The following is a 23,969-nucleotide window of genomic DNA, read 5'->3' on the forward strand; positions in this document are numbered from 1 at the left end:
ACCAGCCCAACCAGGCCAACCTCCGGGGCAACCCTTCAAATTTACCCGCCTCAAGCTTGGGAGTCAAACTCGTGACCCGCCTTGAGAGGCGACCGAGTTGACCCGCTTGGTATCCGCGGGACCCTACTTCCAAGTGCATCAGTCAGATGACTCGTTCGGGATCATCAGCCCCGGGACCGGCCTACTTCGCTGGGCGATACTCGCCGCGCTGTGGCGTCCGTTCCTCCCTGTCGGGCTGACGAAGAGAACATTAGCCCGACGCTCCCGCGATTGCCAAATCGCCTCCGGAAGGCACGCAAAAGGGGGCGATCCCGGCCTCTGCAGGCCGCGGACCGCCCCCGTGGATGTGTGCGGTCACGCTCTTCGGGCAGCCGCCAGGCTCTTGCGACCCCGCTTGAGGACAGCGACCTTGCCGTGGAGGAACGCCTCCTCGCCGAGCACCAGATCTGGATCGGTCACCTTCGCGTTGTTCAGTGCGGCTCCCCCATCGCTGATGGCCCTCCTGGCGGCGTTGCGGGAGTCGACGAGCCCCGAGGCGACCATGGCGTCCACGAACATGGTGCCGACCTCCACGTCCGCGCCGGGTAGCTCCGTGGTCGCGTCGACGAGCGTGCCCACGTCGAGCGCCTCCAGCTCCCCCTTGCCGAAGAGCGCTTCACTCGCTGCCTGCACCGACGCGGTCGCCTGTGGGCCGTGGACCAACGTCGTGACATCGGCCGCCAGGGCCTTCTGCGCCGCCCTGCGGAACGGCTCCTCCTTCACCCGCCGCTCCAGCTCCGCGATCTCGTCCCTGGTGCGATCGGTGAAGACCTTGAGCATCTGCACGACCGAGGCGTCCTCGATGTTGAGGAAGTACTGGTAGAAGGCGTACGGACTGGTCATGTCCGCGGACAGCCAGACGGCGTTCCCCTCCGACTTCCCGAACTTGGTGCCTCCCGAGTCGACGAGGAGCGGTGTCGTGAAGCAGTGGACCGACACCCCCTCGGATCGGTGGATGAGGTCCACGCCGGCGGTCAGGTTGCCCCACTGGTCGCTACCGCCCGTCTGGAGGGTGCAGCCGTACGTGCGGTAGAGGTGCCGGTAGTCGAGCGCCTGGAGCAGCTGGTAGCTGAACTCGGTGTACGAGATGCCCTCCTGGCTCTCGAGGCGGGCGGCGACGGCCTCCTTCCTCACCATCTGGTTGACCCGGAAGTGCTTGCCCACGTCACGGAGGAAGTCGAGCGCGGTGAGCGACGCGGTCCAGTCGAGGTTGTCCACGAGCAGCGCGGCGTTGTCTCCCTCGAAGTCGAGGAAGGGCTGGACGAGCGTCTTGATCCGCGCCACGTTGGCGGCCGTCTGCTCCTTCGTCTTGAGCACCCGTTCGGACGTCGGCCTCGGATCCCCGATCAGCCCCGTGGAGCCGCCGACGAGGCAGATCACCCGGTGCCCGGCGCGCTGGAAGCGCCGGAGGACGACGAGCTGGACGAGGTTGCCGAAGTGCAGTGACGGGGCGGTCGGGTCGAAGCCGCAATACAGCGTGACGGGCCTCTCTGCGAGTGCTTCGCGCAGCGCCGCCTCGTCGGTGGTCTGTGCCACCAGGCCGCGCCACTGCAGCTCGTCGACGATGTCCGTCACGGGTATCGGTCCTCTCGTTGTCCGTTCGCGGCACGGTCCGCTCGGTCACAGAGTGCCCTACCGGTCGCTCGACGGGCCAATGGGCCGGGTCTGGCGCCCACATCGCGGCCACTGTCGTATGCCGCTGGGCTGGGTGCGGACGCGGGTGACCAGGGCTAGGGCGGGCTTCGACGTCTGCGCAGCACGCCCGGGCGATACGCAGAAACCGTGGGATCACCCTCGATCCAGTAGCGCCAGGGGTAGACCGCACCGTCACCTCCGGGTCCCGTCACTCCGACCCGCGGGCCGGCGAGCACCGGAGCACCGGGCTCACCCAGGCGAGCGGTGACGCGGACCGGGCAGTCCGCGGCGACGGTGTCGAGGCCGTTGTGCGGTCGGGACAGGGCGAGGGTGACCGCGAGGCGCGCCGGCCCGCGGGCGAGGTCCCGCCACGGGACGGGCGGCCGTCCGGGGGTGTCGCGGCGGTCCCGAGCGAGGTCCTCCCCCTCGACGACCTCCCCTGCTCGCAGCAGGACCGCCGCCCCCTGACCGTGCGGGCCGGCCACGAGGTTGGAGCAGAAGTGCATGCCGTAGGTGAAGTAGACGTAGAGGGAACCGGGCCGGTCGAACAGCACGGCGTTGCGTGGCGTCTTCCCGCGGAACGCGTGCGCTCCCGGGTCACCGATGCCTCCGTAGGCCTCGACCTCGGTGAGTCGCACGGTCACTCCGAGGTGGGAGACGTGGGCGCCGAGCAGGTCGCGAGCCACCTCATGGACGTCGCGGTCGAAGAAGGCGCGAGAGAGCCTCGGTCTGCCGTGGGCGGTGGTCACGACTCGACGGTAACCGCTTGCGTCCAGAGCCGGGCGGTCGCCAACCGGTCGCGGGCGGCGACGAGCTGTTCGGCGACCCGCACAGGAGCGGTCCCACCCACCGCGTCGCGCGAGGCGAGAGATCCCTCGACGGACAGCACCGTGCGTACCTCGGGGGTGAGGTTCACGTCGATTCGGGTGAAGTCGTCGTCGCTGAGGTCCCACAGCTCGATGCCGCGCGCCTCGCACTCGCGGACGCAGGCCCCGGCCACCTCGTGCGCGGTGCGGAACGGCACCCCCTGGCGAACGAGCCACTCCGCGATGTCGGTCGCGAGGGCGAAGCCCTGCGGTGCCAGCGACTGCAGCCGCTCCGTGTTGAAGGCCATCGTGGCCAGCATTCCCGAGAAGGCCGGCAGGAGGACCTCGAGCGTGTCGACGGCGTCGAAGACCGGCTCCTTGTCCTCCTGCAGATCGCGGTTGTAGGCGAGCGGCAGCGCCTTGAGCGTGGTCAGCAGGCCCGCGAGGTCACCGACGAGGCGACCCGCCTTGCCACGGGCGAGCTCGGCGACGTCGGGGTTCTTTTTCTGCGGCATGATGCTCGAGCCGGTGGAGTACGCGTCGTCGAGCGTGATGAAGGAGAACTCCTTGGTGGCCCAGAGGACGACCTCCTCGGCGATCCTCGAGACGTCGACGGCCGTCATGGCGCAGACGAACGCGAACTCCGCGGCGAAGTCCCGCGACGCGGTGCCGTCGATCGAGTTGTCGACGGCCCTGGCGAAGCCGAGCTCCTTCGCGACGACCTGCGGGTCCAGCCCCAGCGAGGACCCGGCCAGGGCGCCGGAGCCGTAGGGGGACGCGTCGGTCCGCGCGTCCCAGTCCCGGAGTCGGTCGACATCTCGGAGCAGGGCCCAGGCGTGGGCGAGCAGGTGGTGCGAGAGCAGCACCGGCTGCGCGTGCTGAAGGTGCGTCCGCCCCGGCATCGCGACACCGAGGTGGGCGTCGGCCTGGCCGACGAGGGAGTCCACGACGTCGAGGACGAGGCCGCCGACGACACGTGCGTGCTCGCGAAGGTACATGCGGAAGAGCGTCGCCACCTGGTCGTTGCGGGACCGCCCGGCACGAAGTCGCCCCCCGAGGTCCGCCCCCACCCGGTCGATCAGCCCTCGCTCGAGCGCCGTGTGGACGTCCTCGTCGTCGTGCTCCGCCACGAAGACACCCGAGCGCACATCGTGCTCGAGGCGGTCCAACCCAGCCAGCATCCCGGCGAGGTCTGCATCGGAGAGGAGCCCAGCGGCATACAGCACTCGGGCATGGGCGCGGGAGCCGGCGATGTCCTGGGGAGCCAGCCGCCAGTCGAAGTGGGTGCTCTTCGACAGCGCGGCGAGCGCCTGGTCGGGTCCGCTCGCGAAGCGGCCGCCCCAGAGGCTCAGCCGCTCGGCGGGCTGCGGCGGTTCAGTGGTCATCGGGGTCTCCTTGCGATGCGTTGGCGGTCAGTCACGGGAGCCGACGAGGGCGTGGAGGCGGCTGGCGATCGCTGCAGCCGCGGCCGGTGAGGCGGCGACGAGCATGATCGTGTCATCGCCGGCGAGGGTCCCGACGACGGCGGGGTCCCGAGTCTGGTCGATCGCCGACGCCAGGTAGTTCGCCGCTCCAGGAGGGGTGCGGAGGACGACGAGGTTCTGGGCCGGCGTCGCGGAGACGAGCAGCTCCTCGCACGTCCGGCGCAGGCGCGCACTCGCGCTGTCGCCGATCGAGCCCGTCGCCGCCACCTCGCTGCCGTCGCCCGGCACGGAGTAGACGAGGGAGCGGCCGCGCCGCACCTTGACGGCACCGACCTCGACGAGGTCCCGGGACAAGGTCGCCTGGGTCACCTCGATGCCTTCGGCGACGAGGAGGTCCGACAGCTCGCCCTGGCTCCTCACCTCGTGCTCCTCGAGCAGCTCGAGGATGCGCGCTTGGCGCTGGGTGCGACTCACGGTGCGGTCCCGGCCGTGGCGAGGATCGCGGGGAGCGCGTCGATGAAGCCCTCCAGCTCGGCGTCGCTGAGGACCAGCGGCGGAGCCAGTCGCAGGGCAGTCGGCGTCACGGCGTTGACGATGAACCCGGCGTCCCTCGCGGCGGCCATCGCCGCAGGCGCAGGTATGCCGCTGAGCTCGATCGCGCGGAGCAGGCCCCGCCCGCGCGTGGCTGAGACTCCCGGGACGCCCAGGTCGTCGAGCAACGACCCGACCCTGCGGGCGTTCCCGAGCAGGTCCTCACGCTCGATGGTGTCGAGCACAGCGAGCCCCGCTGCACAGGCCAGGGGATTGCCGCCGAAGGTCGTGCCGTGCTGGCCCGCGGCGAGCAGACCGGTGACGTCGCCGCCGAAGGTGACCAGCGCGCCGATGGGGACTCCCCCTGCCAGCCCCTTGGCCAGGGTCATTGCATCGGGGACGATGTCGGCGATCTGGTGCGCGAACCAGTGCCCCGTGCGGCCGACACCGGTCTGGATCTCGTCGAGGACGAGGAGGGAGCCGTGCCGGGAGGTCAGCTCGCGAGCGAGGCGCAGGTAGTCCGCGGAGAGCTCGCGAACACCGGCTTCTCCCTGGATCGGCTCGACGAACAGGGCCGCGGTGGTGTCGTCGATCGCGGCACGCAGGGCCGCCTCGTCACCGGGGGGCACGAAGGTGACCTCAGGGATGAGTGGTTGGAACGGCTCGCGGTAGGCCGCCTTGTGGGTCAGCGCCAGGGCGCCCGTCGTCCGGCCGTGGAACGACCCCTCGAGGGCCACGAGGCGAGTCCTGCCCGTGCGCCGGGAGAGCTTGATCGCGGCCTCGATGGCCTCGGCGCCGGAGTTGGCGAAGAAGACCCCGGACCCGGCCGGCGCCATCGAGAGGGTGAGGAGCCGCTCGGCGAGGAGGATGGCCGGCTCCGACGTGAAGAAGTTGCTGATGTGGATGGCCTGCTCGGCCTGCTTGGCCACGGCCTGGACCAGCGCGGGGTGTCCGTGGCCCAAGGCGTTGACGGCGATCCCCGAGAGGAGGTCGAGGTAGCGCTTCCCGTCGACATCGGTGACCCAGCAACCGTGACCCGAGGCGAGGACGAGCTGGGGCTGGCCGAAGACCTGGACCATCGCCCCGGCGTACCGGTGCAGCAGCTCGCCGCCCGTGGTCACCCGGCACCTCCGCTGTCCGGCAGCACCATGGTGCCGATGCCCTCGTCGGTGAAGACCTCGAGGAGGATCGAATGTGGCTGGCGCCCGTCGACGACGTGACTCTGTGGCACCCCGCCCTCGACCGCACGGATGCAGGCCTCCAGCTTGGGCACCATGCCCTCGTCGACCCGGCCGAGCAGCTCCCTGGCGGCCGAGGCCTCGATGGACGACAGGAGCGAGGACCGGTCCGGCCAGTCGGCGTAGATGCCCTCGACATCGGTCAGCACGACGAGCTTCTCTGCCTCGAGGGCCACGGCAAGGGCCGCGGCAGCGGTGTCCGCGTTGACGTTGAGGACCTGACCGTCGACGTCGAGGTCCGGCGCGACCGTCGAGACGACCGGCACCCGCCCGGCATCGAGGATGTCGAGCACTGCCGACGGGTTGACGCTCTCGACGTCGCCGACGAGACCGATGTCGACAAGCTCGCCGTCGACCTCGGTGCCGCGACGACGCGCTCCGAGCAGCGCCGCGTCCTCGCCCGAGAGCCCGACGGCAATCGGTCCGTGCTGGTTGAGCAGTCCCACGAGCTCGCGGCCGACCTGGCCGGTGAGGACCATCCGGACGACGTCCATCACCTCGGGCGTCGTCACGCGCAGGCCCCCCTTGAACTCGCTCCGCAGGCCGAGGCGCCCGAGCATCGCCTTGATCTGGGGGCCGCCGCCATGGACGACGACGGGCCGCAGCCCCGCGTAGCGCAGGAACGCGATGTCCTGGGCGAACGCCTGCTTCAGGGCGTCGTCGACCATGGCGTTGCCGCCGTACTTGACGACGACGAGCGCCCCGCGGAAGCGCTCGAGCCAGGGCAGCGCCTCGACGAGCGTGGTCGCCTTGCCGGCGGCGACCCGGATCGCCGCGGCGTCGATGAGGCCCCTGAGGCTCTGGTGAGTGCCTGGTGTCATGTGCTGTAGGCCGAGTTCTCGTGGACGTAGTCGTGGGTCAGGTCGTTGGTCCAGATCGTGGCGGCCGCGTCCCCGGCGTGGAGGTCGACGAGGACGTGGACCTCCCGCGGAGCGAGGTCGACGAGGGACCGGTCCTCCCCCACCCCTCCCGCCCGGCACACCTGGACGCCGTTCATGGCGACGTCGAGCCGCGCCGGGTCGAAGATGGCGCGGGTCGTGCCCACCGCGGCGAGGACGCGTCCCCAGTTGGGGTCGTTGCCGAAGATCGCGCACTTGAAGAGGTTGTTGCGGGCCACGGCCCGGGCGACCTCCAGCGCGTCCTCGACCGACGCGGCCCCCCGGACCTCGATGGCGATGTCGTGCGCCGCGCCCTCGGCGTCGGCGATGAGCTGGCGGGCCAGGCTCGTGCAGACGTCGGTCAGCGCCGTGGTGAGAGCCGCCCGGCCCACGGGGACGCCCGAGGCGCCCGAGGCGAGGACGACGACCGTGTCGTTCGTCGACATGCAGGCGTCGGAGTCGATCCGGTCGAAGGACACGGCGGTGGCGGACCGGAGGGCGGCGTCGAGGTCGGCGCGGCTGACCACCGCATCCGTGGTCAGGACGACGAGCATCGTCGCCAGGGCCGGGGCGAGCATGCCGGCTCCCTTGGCCATGCCGGTCAGCGACCAGCCGTCCCCGCTGTGCGCGGCGACCTTGTGCACCGTGTCGGTGGTCATGATGGCCACGGCCGCCGCTTCGAGCCCGTCCGGCGAGAGGGCGTCGGCCGCGGCATCGACCCCGGGAAGGAGCCGGTCCATCGGAAGGAGCTCGCCGATCAGGCCGGTGGAGCACACGACGACGTCCCCGGGTGAGACCCCGAGCACCTCCGCGACGTGCTCGGCGGTGTGGTGGGTGTCCACGAAACCCTGCGGCCCCGTGCAGGCGTTCGCGCCGCCGGAGTTGAGCACCACCGCGTCGACCCGTCCGTCGGTGACCACCTGACGGGACCAGGTCACGGGGGCGGCCTCGACCCGGTTGGTGGTGAAGACAGCGGCGCCGACGTGGTCGGGGCCGTCGTTGACGAGGAGCGCGACGTCGGGCCGCCCGCTCGCCTTGAGGCCGGCAGTCACACCCGCAGCTCGGAAGCCACCCGGCAGCCGGATCGCCGACATGCTCACGGTGCGACCCCCGCCACCGGCAGACCCGTGCTCTCGTCGAGGCCGAGCGCGAGGTTCGCACACTGGAGCGCGGCCCCCGCGGTGCCCTTGGTGAGGTTGTCGACCGCGGAGACGACAACGACGCGGCCGACCCGCTCGTCGACGGCGAGCTGGAGGTGGACGTTGTTGCTGCCGACCACGTCCGCGGTCCGCGGCCACTGGCCCTCGGGAAGGAGGTGGACGAAGGGCTCGTCAGCGTAGGCCCGCTCCCACACGGCCCGGACGGCGGCCGCCTCGGTCCCCGGCACGAGCCGTGCCGTGCACGTCGCGAGGATCCCGCGGGCCATCGGTGCGAGGGTCGGGGTGAACGAGATCGTCACGGGGCCGTCTGCCGCGCGCGACAGGTTCTGCTCGATCTCCGGCGTGTGGCGGTGCACTCCTCCGACACCGTAGGGCGACATCGAGCCCATCACCTCGCTGCCGAGCAGGTGCGGCTTGAGGGCCTTGCCCGCGCCGGACGTGCCCGAGGCGGCGACGACGACGATGTCGTCAGGGAGGAGCACGCCCGCGCCGAGTCCGGGAGCGAGGGCCAGCGAGACCGCGGTGGGGTAGCACCCAGGCACCGCGATGCGGCGGGCGCCGCGGAGCGCTCCCCGTTGCTTCCCCCCCGGTTCGGTGCGGCCCGTCGTGAGCTCGGGCATCCCGTAGGGCCATGCTCCGGCGTGGGAGGTGTCGTAGAACTCCGTCCACGCGTCCGCGGACTCGAGCCGGAAGTCCGCCCCGCAGTCGATGACGGCGACGTCTGCCGGGAGCTGCTCGGCAAGCGCCGCCGAGTGCCCGTGCGGCAGCGCGAGGAAGACGAGGTCGTGCCCGGAGAGGACCTCGACCGTCGTGTCCTCGAGCCGGCGGTCGGCCAGGGGAGTCAGATGAGGATGGATCGCCCCGAGCAGCTCACCCGCGTTGCCCCCGGCGGTGACGGCGCCGATCTCGATCTGTGGGTGGGCGAGCAGGAGCCGGAGGATCTCCCCTCCGGCGTACCCGCTCGCACCCGCAACTGCTGCCCTGATCACGATGCATGACTATACACGCTCATGCATACATCTGCAGGACCCCCGACAACCGAAGGAGCGGTTCGCGACCGGACCGCGTCGCGAACTGCTCTTTCGATGTCGAGGCGCGTCGCGAACTGCTCTTTCGATGTCGAGGCGTGTCGCGAACTGCTCTTTCGATGGTCAGCGTTGGATCGCGCCCACGGCCTGCGCGGCCGAGGCGACCGCCGCATCCCGGAAGCCGTTGACCTCGTCGGTCGTCAGGGTCCGGTCGGCCGCCCGGAAGGTGAGCCGATAGGCCAGCGACCGGTGCCCGGCCTCGATCGGGTCGCCCGCATAGACGTCGAACAACGTCACGGACTCGAGCGACTCCCCCGCGCCGCGCCGGAGCGCTGCCTCGACGTCCCCGGCGGGCACGTCGGTCCGCACCAGCAGGGCGATGTCGGTCAGGGCCGGGGGGAACGTCGAGAACGGAGTGGCCTGGACGGCCCGGTCACTCGCCGAGGTCAGCACGTCGACATCGATCTCGGCCGCGACCGTCCTCGGCGGCAGGTCGAGCGCGGCGAGCACCTTGGGGTGCAGCTCTCCGGCGTGTCCGACCACCGTGCCGTCGCCCAGGGTGATCCGCGCACAGCGTCCCGGGTGCCACGGTGCGTGGCCCGGGTCGGCGGCAACCTCGACCGGCACCACCAGCGCGGCTGCGACCGCCTGGACGGCTGCAACCATGTCACTCCACTCGGCCGGCCGGCCGCCGCCCCACCAGCCCGCCTGCTCCGCCGACCCGGTCGCGAGGATGCCGACACGTCGCGGCTGCGCGGGCACGGCCGAGTAGAGCTCCGCCAGCTCCTGATCGGACGGACGGGCCGACACGCTGGGGATCGGGGCCCGGTGCAGCGCGCCCCCGGGGCGGAAGACGAGGCCCATCTCGAAGAGCGCGACGTCCCGGTGCCCGCGGGAGACGTTGCGGCGGAGCGTGTCCACGAGGCTGCTGAGGACGGACGTGCGCAGCAGCGGTCGCTCCTCGGAGAGCGGGTTGGCGAGGCGGACCGCGCGCCGGCGGTCGTCGTCAGCAGGCAGCATCAGCTGGTCGGCGAGGTCCTCGGCCACGAAGGGATAGCTCAGCACCTCGGTGAAGCCGGCGCCGGCGAGGACGTCGGCCACGACCCGACGGGTCTTCTGTCCGTGGGTGAGTCCGCGGCCCTCACTCGGGGTCGGCGTGATCGACGGGATGTTGTTGTAGCCGTCGATGCGGGCGATCTCCTCCGCGTAGTCCGGTGCCGGAGAGTCGTTGACAAGGTCGGGGCGCCAGGAGGGCGGCGTCACGTCCACGTAGCCGTCATCGCCGGTCTCGACCACCTCGGCCCCGAGGTCCCTCAGGATCTGGAGGACGCGCTCACGGGGATAGTCGACACCGACGATCCGAGACGGCTCGTCCACGTCGAGACGGTAGGCAGGCGGGGGTGACGTGTGGTCGATGTCCGTCACGCCTGCATCGATCCGTCCACCGCCATGCTCGGCGAGCAGCCGCGCCGCCAGCTCGGCCGCGGCCGCCGGAACGGCCGGGTCGACCCCGCGCTCGAACCGCTTCGAGGCCTCGCTGACGAGCCGGTGCCGACGCGCGGTCCGGGCGACGCTGGTCGGGTCGAAGTGCGCCGCCTCGATGAGGACGTTCGTCGTCGTGCCAGTGACCTCGGAGGAGGCCCCACCCATGACCCCGGCCAGCCCCAGGACGGTGTCGCCACTGCCGTCGCCACTGCCGTCGCCACTGCCGTCGCCACGGCCGTCGCCTCCGTCGGTGATGAGCAGGTCCTCGGGGTGGAGCTCTCGCGTGACGTCGTCGAGCGTCGTGAGGGTCTCGCCCGGCCTCGCGCGCCGCACGACGATCGACCCGCCCAGCGAGTCGAGGTCGTAGGCGTGCAGCGGCTGGCCGAGAGCCATCATGACGTAGTTCGTCACGTCGACGGCGAGCGAGATGGGCCGCATGCCCATCTGGGCGATCCGCTTCTGCATCCAGGCCGGCGACGGCGCTGCGGCATCGACACCTCGCACGATCCGGGCCACGAACCGGTCGCACCCTGCAGCACCCTCGAGCGGCGCCTGGTCATCGAGGACGACGGGATGGCCGGAGGCGTTGGGCGCGGGAGTCTCGATGAGCGCGGGGTCCCGGAAGCCCCCGGACGGGCTGCCCTGACTGTGCCAGTACTCCCGGGCAAGACCGCGGACCGAGAAGCAGTAGCCCCGGTCGGGCGTGACGTTGGCCTCGATCGTCTCCTCACCGAGGCCGAGGAGGGCGATGGCGTCGTCGCCCGGCTGGACCCCGGCCACGTGCTCCTCGCCCAGGAGCCTCGGCAGGACGATGATGCCGCTGTGGTCGTGACCGAGGCCGATCTCGTCCTCGGCGCAGATCATGCCGTTGGACAGGCGGCCGTAGGTCTTGCGGGCGGTGATGTGGAAGCCACCCGGGAGCGTCGCGCCGGGCAGGACGACGACCACGAGGTCACCCACCTCGAAGTTCGTCGCGCCACAGACGATCTCCTGGTGCTTGCCCTCGGTGACCATCTGGCCGTTCTGTCCGACGTCGACGACACAGAACCGGATGGGCTTGCCGTTCTTCTGGATCGTCTCCTCGACGTCGAGGACGCGACCCACGACGAGCGGCCCGCTGATGTCACCGCCGTGGAGGTCCTCCTCCTCGAGACCGACGGAGACGAGGGAGGCAGCGACGTCGACGCCCGTCGCGCCGGGGGCGAGGTCGGTGTACTCGGCGAGCCAGGTCAAGGGGGCGCGCATCTCAGACCTCCATCCCGAACTGACGCGAGAAGCGCACGTCGCCCTCGACCATCTCGTGCATGCCCCGGACCCCGTGGCGGAGCATCAGCGCCCTCTCGATCCCGAGCCCGAAGGCGAAGCCTGAGTAGACGTCCGGGTCGATGCCGCAGGCACGCAGGACCTTCCGGTTGACCATGCCCGACCCGCCGAGCTCGATCCATCCTGAGCCACCACAGCTGCGACACTGGGCGCCGGCGTCGTCCGAACCGGTGCCGTGGCAGGCGAAACAGACGAAGTCGGTCTCCATCGACGGCTCGGTGAAGGGGAAGTACGACGCGCGGACCCGGGTCCGGGTGCCCTCGCCGAACATGATCTTGACGAAGGCGTCGATGGCCCCGCGCAGGTGCGCCATCGTCAGGCCCTTGTCGACGGCAAGGCACTCGATCTGGTGGAAGACCGGGGTGTGGGTCGCGTCGAGGTCGTCGGTGCGGTAGACCTTGCCCGGCGCCACGATGTAGATCGGCGGCTCCTGCCGGAGCATGGTGCGGATCTGCACCGGCGACGTGTGGGTGCGCAGGACGAGGCCCGAGTCGACGGGGTCGAGGAAGAAGGTGTCCTGCATCTGTCGCGCGGGGTGGTCGGGCCCGAGGTTGAGGGCATCGAAGTTGAGCCACTCGGACTCGAGCTCGGGGCCTTCAGCCACCTCCCAGCCCATCCCGACGAAGGCGTCGACGAGGCGCTGGGACACCAGCTCGATCGGGTGCCTCGCCCCGAAGGGGCGGCGGACCACCGGCAGGGTCACGTCCACGCGCTCCTCGACGAGGATCCGCTCGTCGCGCTCCGCCTCGAGCTCGGCCTGCCGCGCCGCGAGAGCGGCGCCGACCATGCCCCGGGCCTGGCCGACCCGCTTGCCGGCCTCCGCCTTGGCGCTGGGGGGCAGCGCGCCGATCTCCCGGTTCGCCAGCGCGAGGGGGCTCTTCTCGCCCTGGTGCGCGATGCGCACCGACTTGAGATCGTCGAGCGTGGCGGCCGCCGCGATGGCTGCGTGTGCCTGCTCGACCGCAGCGGCGATGTTCTCCGGGTCGAGGGCGGACACCTCGACGGGGTCGTAGTTGGTGTTGGGTCCGGACATGTCTCGGCGTTCGCTGCTCTCGTTCGGCGCTGCTCTGGTCATCGAGGGGCCGCCTCACACGGACGGCGGGGCGGCGGCGTGGTCCAGTCTAGGGGCGACCACCCGAGTCGAGCCGCAGCACTCAGGGCAGGGCGACGGCGTCCGGCACACCGCCGGGCAACCGCACGGCGAACCGAGCGCCGCCGGCCGGGCTGGACTCCACCGCGACGGTGCCCCCGTGGGCCTCGACGAGTCCGCGGACGACGTAGAGGCCAAGACCCGTGGTCGATCCGTCGGACCCCCTCCAGAACCGTCCGAACACCTTGTCCCGGTCCTCCTCGGCGATTCCCCCTCCCTCGTCGTCGACGAGCACGAGGACCCAGTCGCCGGTGGGTCCGTCGAGGTCGAGGGTCACCGTGACCGGGGCCTCTCCGTGACGCAGGGCGTTCTCGATGAGGTTGAAGAACACCTGCTGGAGGCGGTCTGCGTCGGCCCAGACCTCGGGCAGGCCCCGCTCCTGCGCGAGCGGTCCGAGGGACAGCACCACCTGGCCCGCGGTGCGGCTCAGCTCGTGCCGGCTGACGTGCGTGGCGAGCACGTCATGGAGGTCGACGGGCGCCAGGCGCAGGGTGAGGCTGTCGGAGTCGAGGCGCGAGATGTCGAGCAGCTCCGTGATGAGCCGGGTCAGTCGACTGGCGTCCGACTCGATCGTCTCGATCATGAGGCGCTTCTGCTCATCCGTGAAGCGGTCCCAGCGCCGCAGCAGGCTGCTCGTGAAGCCGGTCACCGAGGTGAGCGGGGCGCGCAGCTCATGGGCCACGGTCGACAGGACGGTGGCCTGGTCCCGCTCGGCGCGCAGCCGGGCCTCGGCATCACGAAGGCCGACGAGAACCCGCTCGAGATGCCCCGTCGGGGAGCGGATGTACCGCGCGGTGACCAGCACGTCCCGGCCGTCCGGACCCACGAGCAGCTTCTCCCGGCGACGCGTCCGAGTGCTCGGGGCGTTCCAGGGAGTCGGCTCCTCCCACCAGTCCCGGCCGTCCCGGTCCGTGAGCGGCAGCACCTCGGTGACCGTCCCACCGAGGAGGTCCTCGACCTCGCAGTCGAGGATGCGGCAGGCTTCCTGGTTGACGAAACGGACGGCCCCGTCACCGCTCACGACAACCAGTCCGTCCGGCAGCAGCTCCCCCAGCGAGGCTGCGGTCGCCGTCGAGGCGGGCGAGGCAGGTAGGGCTGTCACCTGACCGTCGTCACCGGAGCCCATGCTGCGAAGGATAACCACGCACCGGGGCCCGACGGGAGGTCAGGCGGGTCGGGCGCGCTCTGACGAGCCGGCACTCACCGGCGCGCGTCGCGAGCCGCGGCCGAGGCGTAGAGGCACAGGGTGGCGGCCATCGCGAGGTTGAGCGACTCGGCACGGCCGTGGATCGGCACCCGGACCACCTCGTCGCACGCGTCCCGCACCTCCGGCTCGAGGCCCCACGCCTCGTTGCCCAGGACCCACGCGTGCGGCCGGGCCAGATCGGCCTCCGGGAGCACCGTGGCGCCCGATCCGTCTGCCGCGAGCAGTCGGATCCCACGCGCCCGCAGCGCGTCCAGGATCACCGGGATGGGCACCCCCGTGACGATCGGCAGGTGCCAGAGCGAGCCGACGGACGACCGGACCACCTTCGGGCTGCGCACGTCGACGCTGGAGTCACTGAGGACGACCAGGTCGGCGCCGGCAGCGTCGGCGCCCCGGATCACCGTGCCCGCGTTCCCGGGGTCACGAACGTTCGTGAGGACGCAGACCACCGCGTCGGGCGGTAGGGCACCGAGGGCGACGTCGAGCGCCGGCTCAGCCCAGCGGCATACGGCGACGACCCCCTGTGGGTGGTCGGCATCGCACATGGCCTCGAGCACCTCGGGGCTCACCTCGTGGAGGAACAGGCCGCCCGCCTCGGCGGCGGCGACGATCTCAGGGTGGCGTTCGGCGGCCTCGGCGGTGACGTACACGTCAGGGACCTGGTCGGGGGCGAAGCGCACCGCCTCCCGAACGGCCTGCGGGCCCTCGGCGAGGAACAGCCCCGTCCGCGAACGCACCGAGCGCCGGGACAGCGCCCGCACTGCCTTGACGCGATCAGATCGCGGGTTGGTCAGCACGGGGCGTCCCGGTGCTCGAACGGGGGGGCCGGTCAGGCAGCGCCCTCGGCGGCCTTCTCGACCACCGGGACGTTCGCGCGGGAGACCTCGACGAGCGCGGCGAAGGCCGGCGCGTCGTTGACGGCGAGGTCGGCGAGGATCTTGCGGTCGACCTCGACGCCAGCAGCCTTGAGGCCCTGCATGAACCGGTTGTAGGTCATGCCGTTGGCCCGGGCGGCGGCGTTGATCCGCTGGATCCACAGGCGACGGAAGTCACCCTTCTTCGCGCGTCGGTCGCGGTAGGCGTAGCCGAGCGAGTGGGTGACCTGCTCCTTCGCCTTGCGATACAGACGGGACCGCTGACCGCGGTAGCCGCTCGCCCGTTCGAGGACGACGCGACGCTTCTTCTGGGCGTTGACCGCCCGCTTCACGCGTGCCACGTGAACACTCCTTCGTTACTTGAACACACTTCGGTGCTGCTGGCTTGACCGAGTCCCAGAGGGGTCGGCCGCTCAGCGCGATGCTGGTGGGGTGGCGTCTCGGCTCACTTGCCGAGGAGCTTCTTGACCTTCTTGGCGTCCGCGGGGGCGACCTCGACGTCGTTCGCGATCCGGCGGGTGTACCGCGAGGACTTGCGCTCGAGCAGGTGGCGACCGCCGGCCTGCTCACGCATGACCTTGCCCTTGCCCGTCAGGCGGAAGCGCTTCTTCGCACCGCTGTGCGTCTTCATCTTCGGCATGGTCGCCGATCTCCTTCGTGTCGTGCCAGGCGTACGCGGGCGTACGTGGACTCTCGGGGTGGCACCGCGTGGGCGGCCCACCGGGGGTGGAACGTCTGTGGGGCGCCGTTCACTCGGCGGCTGAAGCCGCCGACTCCTCGGTCGCTGCTGGTGCCTCGTCCTCGCTCGCCACGCGTGGACCCTCGGCCGCACTGCGGTCGCGGGCCCGGCGCTGCTCGGCCTTGGCCTCGGCCTTCTTCTTCGTCGGGCCGATCACCATGATCATGTTTCGCCCGTCCTGCTTGGGGGCGGACTCGACGTAGCCGAGCTCCGCGATGTCGTCCGCGAGGCGCTCGAGCAGTCGGCGACCGAGCTCGGGTCGGGACTGCTCCCGCCCGCGGAACATGATCGTCACCTTGACCTTGTCACCGGCCTTGAGGAACCGCTCGACGTGGCCGCGCTTGGTGCCGTAGTCGTGCGGGTCGATCTTGGGTCGGAGCTTGATCTCCTTGATGACGGTGTTGACCTGGTTCTTGCGCGCTTCCCGTGCCTTCATGGCGGCTTCGTACTTGAACTTTCCGAAGTCCATGAGCTTGGCGACCGGAGGCTTGGCCATGGGGGCCACCTCGACGAGGTCGAGATTGGCCTCCTCAGCCAGACGCAGCGCGTCCTCGACGCGCACGATGCCGACCTGCTCACCATTGGGGCCAACCAAGCGCACTTCCGGGACCCGGATGCGCTCGTTGATGCGAGGCTCGCTGATGTGGTGCTCCTAAGCTCGAGTGACTGGCTGACCGTGCTGACCGACCGACCGCAACGGAAAAAGGCTCCTCGCGAGTGCACGAGGAGCCCTAGGTGTCGTATGCCGCTGAGTTGCCTGCGCGACATACGGCGCGGTGCCGCACCTCCCGAAGGAGGGCGCCTGCCGCGCGGACCTGGACCCGGCGACCTGGTGGTCGACGCGGGTGGAAGCGAGCTTCTCTTGCACGTCACCCACCCGCTGGCGCGAGGGGATGTCTGGTCAGTGCTCAAGATTAGCAGCCGGGACGGTCACAACCGAATCGGCGTCACCGCCGCCGGCCGAGGCGGGCAGCGCCCGGCCTCGCGGCCGCGTGGTCGACGCGCCGGCCAGGGCAACGGCGAGGCCGATCGCGGACACCGTCAGGAAGCCCCACTGCCAGCCGCCGTGGTCGATCGCGAACCCGGCGAGCGGCGCGCCGAGGGCGGACCCGGCGGTCATCGCTGACCCGTGCCAGCCCATCATCTCCCCGCGGGAGCTCTCCGGAACGAGTCGGCTCAGCTGCTCGACCGTCGCGGTGATGGTCGGCGCGCAGAGGACACCGCAGATGGTGATGAGGACGGCGAAGCTGGGCACCCCGGCCGCCAGCGCCACCGGAGCCGTCGTGACGGCGAGGCCGCCGAGGAGCCAGAAGACCGAGAAGGACCGGTGCCAGGCACCGTAGACGAGCCCACCGAGCAGTGACCCGGCCCCCCAGAGCGCGAGGACCCAGCCGATCGACTCGGGTCGCTGGAAATCGCGCAGCGCGGCGACCACGCCGACGTCGGTGCCCGTCAGCACGGTCGTCGTCGCGGCCGCGGCGAGGTAGACGACGGCGACCGGCAGCGTGATGAAGCCGCGGATGGCCCGGCGGGTCGGAGCCGCCGCGTCCGCCCCCGGGTCCGCGCCGGCCTGAGCCGAGGCCTCCCCCGCCCCGGCAGTGGGAGCGGCCGAGGTCAGCGCGGGGTTGACGACCCAGATGGCGAGACTTGCTGCCGCCGACGCCATCTGACAGGCGAACAGGGCCCAGCCGGTGTCCCACGTGGTGGCCAGCCACACCCCGAGAGCGGGCCCGGCCATGAAGGACAGCTCGGTCGCAGCGGAGTCGAGCGAGAGTGCCGTGCGTCGCTGCGCGACGGGAGCGGAGCGCAGGATCACCTGGCGCAGGATCGAGAACGTCGGGACGACGAACAGGCCGGCGAGGGCCGCCAGGGCGATGAGGGGCGCGTAGTCCACCCACGGCGCGATGGACCAGCAGACGACCTGGACGACGATCGAGGGGCCGACCGTGCGCCGCAGCCCGATGCGGTCGAGGAGCCGGCCGCGCCAGGGCCCTGAGACGGCGACCGCCACGGTCGAGGCGGCGGTCACGAGTCCCGCCTGGCCATACGTGCGTCCGAGGGACGTGACGACGTGGAGGGTGAGCAGGACCATGCCGGCGAAGAGCGGCACACGCACGAGGAGGCCGAGCAGCAGCATCCGCCTGGTGTCGCGGATCGCCAGCACGTCTCGGTAGCCGCCTACGTTCACGACACCAGCGAAGCACCCCCACCCCCTCCCCGCAGCCGGATTTCGACATCGAAGATCCTCGTCGGATCCTGCTGAGGCGGGTGACTCCTAGATCACAGCAGATCACCGGCCTGGCTCTTGTGAGCGGCGATGAACAGGAGTTGGGTGGGGACATGGCGAGACAAACCGGCAGATCAGACCTCCCTGCGGCACCCAACCCCGCCTCGCCGCAGGACATCCGCAATGTCGTGCTCGTCGGACCCGGCGGGGCCGGCAAGACGGCACTCTTCGAGGCTCTCGTGGCCGCCCGCATCCCCGGGCAGCGCGTGTCGACGAATGGTCACGTACGCACGTCGACCCTCACGGCTGCATCGTTCGACTCGAACGGCACGTCCCTGAACCTCCTCGACACCCCCGGCTACCCCGACTTCGTCGGTGAGCTCCGAGCGGGTCTGCGCGCCGCCGACGCGGCGATCTTCGTCGTCTCGGGTGCCGACGAGATCGACCGGCCCGTCTCGCTGCTCTGGCGCGAGTGCGCTGCCGTGGGGATGCCCAGGGCCGTCGTCGTGACCCACCTCGACCAGCCCCGCGCCGACTTCGGCAGCACCGTCGAGACGTGTCGGCGCACCTTCGGCGACGCCCGCGCCACGCACTGGCCCGTGCTCGAGGCCGGCGAGCTGTCCGCGGTGGTCGGCCTCATCACCGGATCCGACGAGGACCTGTCCACGGACGAGCACCAGGACGCCCGCCACGCACTCATCGAGTCGGTCATCGAGGAGTCCGAGGACGCGTCGCTGCTCGACCGATACCTCGAGGGCGAGGCCATGGACACGGCAGCGATCCTCGAGGACCTGCGCACCGCCATCGTCCGCGGCACCTTCTTCCCGATCCTTCCCGTGTCGCCCCTGACCGGAGCCGGTGTCGAGGAGCTGCTCAACCTCATCGAGCGAGCCTTCCCGGACCCCACGGTCCACCCGCTGCCACAGGTCACCACCCCGGCCGGCGGTGCGATCAACGAGGTCCGGTGCGACCCGGACGCCCCGCTCGTCGCCGAGGTGGTCCGAACGACGACCGACCCCTACGTCGGGCGGCTGTCGCTCGTCCGGGTCTTCTCGGGCACGTTGCGCGTCGACGACACCGTCCACGTCTCGGGCCACATGGGCGACTTCGTCGGCCACGAGGTCGCCGGCCACCCGTCACACGACGACGACGAGAGAGTGGGTCCTCTCGCGGCCCCGTTCCTCGACTCCCACCGACCGCGCGGCACGGCGATAGCCGGGGACCTCGCCCTCGTCTCGAAGCTCACCCGCGCCGAGACGTCGGACACCCTCTCATCGACGGACCGCCCCGCTGTCGTCGCCCCCTGGCTGCTCCCAGAGCCACAGCTGCCCGTCGCCATCAAGGCCGTGACGAAGTCCGACGAGGACAAGCTCGCCGGCGCGTTGCAACGGCTCGTCGCCGAAGACGTCACCGTGCGCATGGAGCACGCTGCCGAGACCGACCAAGTGGTGCTGTGGACGATGGGCCAGGCGCACGTGGACGACCTCATCGCGCAGCTGTCCGAGCGCTACGGCGTCAGTGTCGAGGCGGAGCCCTACCGGACGGCGCTGCGCGAGACCTTCATCCGCAAGGTCGCCGCCCAGGGCCGCCACGTCAAGCAGTCCGGTGGCCACGGGCAGTACGCCGTGTGCCAGATCGAGATCGAGCCACTGCCCCGGGGCAGCGGCTTCGAGTTCGTCGACAAGGTCGTGGGCGGTTCGGTGCCCCGACAGTTCATCCCCTCGGTGGAGAAGGGCGCCCGCGCACAGCTCGAGAAGGGCCTGCTCACGGGCCATCCCGTCGTCGATGTCCGGGTCACGCTGGTCGACGGCAAGGCCCACTCGGTGGACTCGTCCGACGTCGCCTTCCAGACGGCCGCTGCACTGGCCTTGAAGGAGGCCGCGAACGAGTCCACGGTCGCCCTGCTCGAGCCGATCGACAAGGTGGACATCACCATCGCCGACGAGTACCTCGGCGCCGTGATGGCCGACCTGCGCGGCAGGCGTGGACAGGTCGTGGGCACCGAGCCGGCTGACGAGCAGGGGTGGACGACCGTCCACGCCGAGGTCCCCGCGTCGGAGCTGTCGCGCTACGCCATCGACCTGCGGTCGGTCTCCCACGGCACCGGCTCCTTCGTGCGCGAGCCCGTGCGCCACGACCTGATCCCCCCGGACAAGGCCAAGGAGCTGCTCAAGGCCTGAGCCCGAGCGTTCGCTGGGCCCGGGCGCGCGACCGGGCCCAGCGGCATACGACCCGGTCGTGCGCGCCGGCCGACGCGCCCGGTCAGGGAATCGCGATCGACACGGCGTGGATCAGCACACCGATGAGGCCGCCGACGAGCGTGCCGTTGATGCGGATGAACTGGAGGTCCCGGCCCACCTGCAGCTCCACGCGCTCGGCGGTCTCGCGCCCGTCCCACCGGTCAACCGTGTGGCTGATGACGCGGGTCAGCTCGGTGCCGTAGCGCTGCACGCCGTAGACGACAGCGTCGGAGATCCTGCCGTCGATGCGGTCGCGCAGCGCCTGGTCGTCGAGGAGCCGCTGCGCGAGCCGGGTGACCTCCTCGATGCCGCGCGCCCGCACCGGTCCGTCGACGTCCTCGAGGGCCGCGATCGCGACGCCCCGGAACGACTGCCACAGCGACATCGCCGTCACGGACACCTGCGGATGGGACAGCCAGCGCTCCTTGAGCCGCTCGGCCCGCTCCTGGGTCACCGGGTCGTGCTGGAGGTTGTCGGCCAGGTCGGTGAGGAGCTTGTCGAGCGCGATGCGCACGTCGTGCCTGGGGTCGCGTCGGATGTCGGCCAGCCACTTGAGCGCCTCCGTGTGGATCCGCCGGGCGACGAGGTCGTTGAGGGCGTCCGGCACCCATGACGGGGCGCGCTGGGTGATCAGCGACTCGAAGAGGTCCTCGTTGGCGACGAGCCAGACGGACCCCTCGTCGAGCGCGAGGTCGACGAGACCGGCGTGCGAGTCGTCGCGGACGACCTGCTCGAGGAGGCCGCCTGCGAGCGAGCTGATCGGCTCCCCCATGAGCCGGGGCAGAACCGCCTGCTCGATGACGGCCTGCACGTCGCTGTCCGGGATGCGGTGCAGGGCGTGGGCGCCGACGGTCGCGACCTCGTTGACCAGACGTCTGGCATGGTGGTCCGTGAGGACCCACTCCGCGGCGCGCCGGGTGGGCTCGGCATCGAGAACGCGCTCGCGGATGATCTCCTCGTGGAGGAAGTTCTCGCCGACGAACTCCTCGAGGCTCCGGCCGATCATCTCCTTCTTGCGTGGGATGAGCGCCGTGTGCGGGATGGGCAGGCCGAGCGGGTGCCGGAAGAGCGCGGTCACGGCGAACCAGTCGGCGCACGCCCCGACCATCGAGGCCTCCGCGCCGGCGTTGACGAAACCGAGGAGACCGTCCTCGTGCCCGCGGGTGAGCACGTAGACGATGGCTGCGACGACGAGCAGCCCCGTCGCCACCATCCGCATCTGGCGCAGGTCACGACGCCGCTGGGCGTCGACGACCGGGTCGACGACGAAGCCGAGAGTCCCGCTCACGGTGGCCTCCTCGCGAGGGTCGGGCCGCCCGTCAGGTGGCGGCTTCGAGGGCGAACGTCAGGGCATCGATCCTCGCACGCGCCTCACCGTCCGTCGCGATCCGCTCCCCGACGCGTGTCGCCAGCGCGCTGACGGCGGGCTCGTCGAGCCCGCTCGGCAGCTCCAGAACCACGCGGAGCACGCCGGCACCCAACGGCTCGCCCGCCTCGACGCGGTGGGCGGCGACGAACGGCTCGTCCGCGACCGCTGCCCGGATCGCTCGGGCGACGTGGTCGTCGAGGTGCGCGGGCAGCCACGGTCGATCTTGGGCCAGCGCCCACAGCATGCTGGCCCGGAGCACCACGGCGTGGGGTGACGAGACGTCCACGAGGAGAGCGTCGCAGGACTCGGTGATGGCGGACTGCGCAGCGGAGGAGGCGGGCACGGGCACCGGACGCGCCTCGGGGTCCCACGCCGCGAGCGACTCGAGCGAGGTGAACATCGGGAGGGCACGCCGACCGTCGGGTGCGGTCAGGACCACCGCCGCCATCTCACTCCGCGTGTCGGTGACCAGGCCCCCGGTCTCGTCGACCTCGGTCGGGACCGCGACGACCGGGACGAGCCAGCGCGCCACGGCCACCCGGGCCATGAGCTCGACCTCCGCGTCCGGCGTCGGATGCCCAGCGCACGACCGCAGCGCCGTGATGACCCCGGGGTCGGCGTCGCCGCGGTCGTCGGCGAATCCTTGGACGGGGATCGTCTTGCCCGCCCAGGCCTGGCCGACGGAGTCGGACGGCCTGCCCTCGTCGTCGACGTGGCCGTGCTGCCGGGCGCGCTGCAGCCCGGCGGTCCCGTCGTGCGGGAGGGTCACCGCGGGGGCCGTCCCGCCACGTCGAGAGCGTCGGGGAGCGTGAAGGCGCCGCGGTACAGCGCCGAGCCGATGATCGCTCCCTCCACGCCCACAGGCACGAGCCCGCGGATGACCCTGATGTCATCGAGGGTCGAGACTCCGCCCGAGGCGACGACCGGCCGCTCGGTCCGCTCGCACACCTGGCGGAGCAGGTCGACGTTGGGCCCCTGGAGCATCCCGTCCTTGTTGACGTCCGTGACGACGTAGCGCGTGCAGCCCTCCCCGTCGAGCCGCTGGATCGTCTCCCAGAGGTCGCCGCCCTCGCGGGTCCAGCCACGGGCCGCCAGGGTCGTGCCACGCACGTCGAGGCCGATGGCGATGCGGTCGCCGTGCTCGGCGATGATCTGCGCCGTCCACTCCGGGTCCTCGAGGGCGGCCGTGCCGATGTTGACCCGGCGGCAGCCGGTCGCGAGCGCCGCCGCGAGGGAGTCGGAGTCGCGGATGCCGCCGGAGAGCTCGACGTCGATGTCGAGCCGTCCGACGATCGAGTCGATGAGCTCGCGGTTGCTGCCGCGTCCGAAGGCCGCATCGAGGTCGACGAGGTGGATCCACTCCGCGCCCTGGTCCTGCCAGGCCTTCGCGGCGTCCCACGGGTCGCCGAACTGCCCGCCGCTGCCGGCGACGCCCTGGACGAGCTGAACGGCCTGTCCCCCGGCGATGTCGACGGCCGGAAGGAGCTCGAGTCGGGCCAGGTCAATCATCGGTCGGGTCTCCTTGGGGGTCAGTCGGATTGGGATTGTATGCCGCCGGGCCGGCTTCGCGGGTCACCCCGCCGTCCGTGGTGGCCGGCTTCGCGGCGTCGGGCTGCGCCCTCCGGGACTCGATCTCGGGCTGCGCCCTCCGGGACTCGATCTCGGGCTGCGCCCTCCGGGACTGCCAGAGCAGCACCCCCAGGCCGACGACGAGGACCACTGCGAGAAGGCCGAGGCGGACCGGCCACGACGTGTCGAGGACCAGGGTGACGAGCAGGGCTCCCAAGGCCGCGCCGAAGGTGGCCGGCAGCGTCGGCCGGCGTCGCCGTCTCGGGCGGCTCGTGGTCGCCCGTCGCCGGCGCGTCGTGCGACCGCGGGTCGCACGGTTGCGCGTCCCCGCGGCCGGCCCCCTGGCCGGACCGCTCGGTGACGCGGGACGTCGTCGCGGGGACTTGCGGGTCGCGGCGCTCACAGGGTGCGGACCCAGTTCTCGAGCAGGTGCAGGCCGGCCTCCCCGGACTTCTCGGGGTGGAACTGGGTCGCGCTGAGCGGGCCGTTCTCGACCGCCGCAACGAACCTCGCCCCGTGCTCGGCCCAGGTGACGGTCGGGGCCACGACCGCGAAGGCGCCCGTCGCCTCGAGCTGCCACTGCTGCACTGCGTAGGAGTGGACGAAGTAGAAGCGCTCGTGCTCGACGCCGGCGAACAGACGGGATTGCTCCCCCACCTCGACCGGCGACCAGCCCATGTGCGGCACGATCGCCGCGGGGAGCCGCTCGACGGTTCCGGGCCACTCGGAGAGGCCGGGTTCGGGCCGGTCGGACGGCTCGGTGGAGCCGTCGAACATGACCTGCATGCCGACACAGACGCCGAGCACGGGCCGGCCCCCGCTCAGGCGGCGACCGATCACCCGGGGGCCGTGGGCGGCCCGCAGGCCGGCCATGCACGCGTGGAAGTTGCCGACGCCGGGCACGAAGAGACCGTCACACTCCAGCGCGGTCACGGGATCGGCGGTCAGCTCGACCTCGGCCCCGACGCGCTCGAGGGCCCGCACGGCGGAGCGGACGTTGCCGCTGCCGTAGTCGAGGACGACGACGCGGGGTGAGGGCGCCATGC

The 23,969-nt window shown here is 71.5% G+C and carries 22 protein-coding genes; 1 reads left to right on the top strand and 21 read right to left on the bottom strand.

The features are described 5' to 3' along the window. Nucleotides 1–354: 354 nt before the first annotated feature. The 16 genes from tyrS to ABWV20_RS14105 form a co-directional block, all read right to left on the bottom strand. Nucleotides 355–1,614 carry a tyrosine--tRNA ligase gene (tyrS, locus tag ABWV20_RS14030; RefSeq protein WP_353356084.1) on the bottom strand — a complete coding sequence of 420 codons (1,260 nt, stop codon included), beginning with the start codon at nt 1,612–1,614 and terminating at the stop codon, nt 355–357. Between the two features lie 155 nt (nt 1,615–1,769). Next, nucleotides 1,770–2,423: a DNA-3-methyladenine glycosylase gene (locus ABWV20_RS14035; RefSeq protein WP_353356086.1), complete on the bottom strand. Its 654-nt coding sequence runs from the start codon at nt 2,421–2,423 to the stop codon at nt 1,770–1,772. Continuing rightward, a complete protein-coding gene (argH, locus tag ABWV20_RS14040; protein ID WP_353356088.1) occupies nt 2,420–3,865 on the bottom strand; it encodes an argininosuccinate lyase in 1,446 nt (481 codons plus the stop codon). Before argH ends, ABWV20_RS14035 begins: the two co-directional genes overlap by 4 nt. Before the next feature lie 27 nt (nt 3,866–3,892). After that, the gene (gene argR, locus ABWV20_RS14045; protein ID WP_353356090.1) at nt 3,893–4,378 is read right to left on the bottom strand and encodes an arginine repressor; all 486 of its coding nucleotides are present in this window, start codon (nt 4,376–4,378) and stop codon (nt 3,893–3,895) included. Continuing rightward, nucleotides 4,375–5,556: an acetylornithine transaminase gene (locus ABWV20_RS14050; protein ID WP_353356092.1), complete on the bottom strand. Its 1,182-nt coding sequence runs from the start codon at nt 5,554–5,556 to the stop codon at nt 4,375–4,377. The genes argR and ABWV20_RS14050 overlap by 4 nt, the downstream gene beginning before the upstream one ends. Then, nucleotides 5,553–6,494, bottom strand: a complete 942-nt coding sequence (gene argB / locus ABWV20_RS14055) for an acetylglutamate kinase (protein WP_353356094.1) — start codon at nt 6,492–6,494, stop codon at nt 5,553–5,555. Before argB ends, ABWV20_RS14050 begins: the two co-directional genes overlap by 4 nt. Then, a complete protein-coding gene (gene argJ, locus ABWV20_RS14060; RefSeq protein WP_353356724.1) occupies nt 6,491–7,645 on the bottom strand; it encodes a bifunctional glutamate N-acetyltransferase/amino-acid acetyltransferase ArgJ in 1,155 nt (384 codons plus the stop codon). Before argJ ends, argB begins: the two co-directional genes overlap by 4 nt. Before the next feature lie 2 nt (nt 7,646–7,647). Further along, entirely contained in the window at nt 7,648–8,700 is a 1,053-nt protein-coding gene (gene argC, locus ABWV20_RS14065) for an N-acetyl-gamma-glutamyl-phosphate reductase (protein WP_353356096.1), read from the bottom strand. Nucleotides 8,701–8,862: 162 nt separating this feature from the next. Then, on the bottom strand, nt 8,863–11,469 hold the full coding sequence (gene pheT / locus ABWV20_RS14070; RefSeq protein ID WP_353356098.1) for a phenylalanine--tRNA ligase subunit beta: 2,607 nt from the start codon (nt 11,467–11,469) through the stop codon (nt 8,863–8,865). Between the two features lies 1 nt (nt 11,470). Beyond that, nucleotides 11,471–12,580, bottom strand: coding sequence for a phenylalanine--tRNA ligase subunit alpha (gene pheS, locus ABWV20_RS14075; protein ID WP_353356100.1), 1,110 nt, complete (start codon nt 12,578–12,580; stop codon nt 11,471–11,473). A 121-nt stretch (nt 12,581–12,701) separates the two neighbouring features. Then, nucleotides 12,702–13,823 carry a sensor histidine kinase gene (locus ABWV20_RS14080; protein ID WP_353356102.1) on the bottom strand — a complete coding sequence of 374 codons (1,122 nt, stop codon included), beginning with the start codon at nt 13,821–13,823 and terminating at the stop codon, nt 12,702–12,704. Nucleotides 13,824–13,897: 74 nt separating this feature from the next. Further along, the gene (locus tag ABWV20_RS14085) at nt 13,898–14,701 is read right to left on the bottom strand and encodes a TrmH family RNA methyltransferase (RefSeq protein WP_353356104.1); all 804 of its coding nucleotides are present in this window, start codon (nt 14,699–14,701) and stop codon (nt 13,898–13,900) included. A 32-nt stretch (nt 14,702–14,733) separates the two neighbouring features. Next, a complete protein-coding gene (gene rplT, locus ABWV20_RS14090) occupies nt 14,734–15,120 on the bottom strand; it encodes a 50S ribosomal protein L20 (protein ID WP_353356106.1) in 387 nt (128 codons plus the stop codon). A 104-nt stretch (nt 15,121–15,224) separates the two neighbouring features. Beyond that, on the bottom strand, nt 15,225–15,419 hold the full coding sequence (gene rpmI / locus ABWV20_RS14095; RefSeq protein ID WP_034719222.1) for a 50S ribosomal protein L35: 195 nt from the start codon (nt 15,417–15,419) through the stop codon (nt 15,225–15,227). A gap of 109 nt (nt 15,420–15,528) precedes the next feature. Beyond that, the gene (gene infC, locus ABWV20_RS14100) at nt 15,529–16,113 is read right to left on the bottom strand and encodes a translation initiation factor IF-3 (RefSeq protein ID WP_502901790.1); all 585 of its coding nucleotides are present in this window, start codon (nt 16,111–16,113) and stop codon (nt 15,529–15,531) included. Nucleotides 16,114–16,419: 306 nt separating this feature from the next. Further along, nucleotides 16,420–17,706, bottom strand: coding sequence for an MFS transporter (locus tag ABWV20_RS14105; RefSeq protein ID WP_353356108.1), 1,287 nt, complete (start codon nt 17,704–17,706; stop codon nt 16,420–16,422). A gap of 152 nt (nt 17,707–17,858) precedes the next feature. On the opposite strand from ABWV20_RS14105, the gene ABWV20_RS14110 reads away from it, so the two are divergent. Continuing rightward, nucleotides 17,859–19,925: an elongation factor G-like protein EF-G2 gene (locus ABWV20_RS14110; protein WP_353356110.1), complete on the top strand. Its 2,067-nt coding sequence runs from the start codon at nt 17,859–17,861 to the stop codon at nt 19,923–19,925. An 82-nt stretch (nt 19,926–20,007) separates the two neighbouring features. Here ABWV20_RS14110 and ABWV20_RS14115 read toward each other — a convergent pair whose 3' ends face one another. The 5 genes from ABWV20_RS14115 to hisH are packed head-to-tail and all read right to left on the bottom strand — an operon-like array spanning nt 20,008 to nt 23,967. Beyond that, nucleotides 20,008–21,273: a DUF445 domain-containing protein gene (locus ABWV20_RS14115; protein WP_353356112.1), complete on the bottom strand. Its 1,266-nt coding sequence runs from the start codon at nt 21,271–21,273 to the stop codon at nt 20,008–20,010. Between the two features lie 31 nt (nt 21,274–21,304). After that, the gene (locus ABWV20_RS14120) at nt 21,305–22,123 is read right to left on the bottom strand and encodes an SseB family protein (protein ID WP_353356114.1); all 819 of its coding nucleotides are present in this window, start codon (nt 22,121–22,123) and stop codon (nt 21,305–21,307) included. Then, nucleotides 22,120–22,863, bottom strand: coding sequence for a bifunctional 1-(5-phosphoribosyl)-5-((5-phosphoribosylamino)methylideneamino)imidazole-4-carboxamide isomerase/phosphoribosylanthranilate isomerase PriA (gene priA / locus ABWV20_RS14125; protein ID WP_353356116.1), 744 nt, complete (start codon nt 22,861–22,863; stop codon nt 22,120–22,122). The genes ABWV20_RS14120 and priA overlap by 4 nt, the downstream gene beginning before the upstream one ends. After that, the gene (locus tag ABWV20_RS14130) at nt 22,856–23,326 is read right to left on the bottom strand and encodes a hypothetical protein (RefSeq protein WP_353356118.1); all 471 of its coding nucleotides are present in this window, start codon (nt 23,324–23,326) and stop codon (nt 22,856–22,858) included. Before ABWV20_RS14130 ends, priA begins: the two co-directional genes overlap by 8 nt. Further along, a complete protein-coding gene (gene hisH / locus ABWV20_RS14135; RefSeq protein WP_353356120.1) occupies nt 23,323–23,967 on the bottom strand; it encodes an imidazole glycerol phosphate synthase subunit HisH in 645 nt (214 codons plus the stop codon). Before hisH ends, ABWV20_RS14130 begins: the two co-directional genes overlap by 4 nt. Nucleotides 23,968–23,969: the final 2 nt, after the last annotated feature.

It is taken from the genome of Intrasporangium sp. DVR, assembly GCF_040365325.1.
Classification (GTDB): Bacteria; Actinomycetota; Actinomycetes; order Actinomycetales; family Dermatophilaceae; genus Intrasporangium.

Coding starts and splice junctions, on each gene's coding strand:
- argH (WP_353356088.1), bottom strand. CDS start 3,865: ATGACCACTGAACCGCCGCAGCCCGCCGAGCGGCTGAGCCTCTGGGGC.
- argB (WP_353356094.1), bottom strand. CDS start 6,494: ATGACACCAGGCACTCACCAGAGCCTCAGGGGCCTCATCGACGCCGCG.
- argJ (WP_353356724.1), bottom strand. CDS start 7,645: ATGTCGGCGATCCGGCTGCCGGGTGGCTTCCGAGCTGCGGGTGTGACT.
- pheT (WP_353356098.1), bottom strand. CDS start 11,469: ATGCGCGCCCCCTTGACCTGGCTCGCCGAGTACACCGACCTCGCCCCC.
- pheS (WP_353356100.1), bottom strand. CDS start 12,580: ATGTCCGGACCCAACACCAACTACGACCCCGTCGAGGTGTCCGCCCTC.
- ABWV20_RS14080 (WP_353356102.1), bottom strand. CDS start 13,823: ATGGGCTCCGGTGACGACGGTCAGGTGACAGCCCTACCTGCCTCGCCC.
- rpmI (WP_034719222.1), bottom strand. CDS start 15,419: ATGCCGAAGATGAAGACGCACAGCGGTGCGAAGAAGCGCTTCCGCCTG.
- ABWV20_RS14110 (WP_353356110.1), top strand. CDS start 17,859: ATGGCGAGACAAACCGGCAGATCAGACCTCCCTGCGGCACCCAACCCC.
- priA (WP_353356116.1), bottom strand. CDS start 22,863: ATGATTGACCTGGCCCGACTCGAGCTCCTTCCGGCCGTCGACATCGCC.
- hisH (WP_353356120.1), bottom strand. CDS start 23,967: ATGGCGCCCTCACCCCGCGTCGTCGTCCTCGACTACGGCAGCGGCAAC.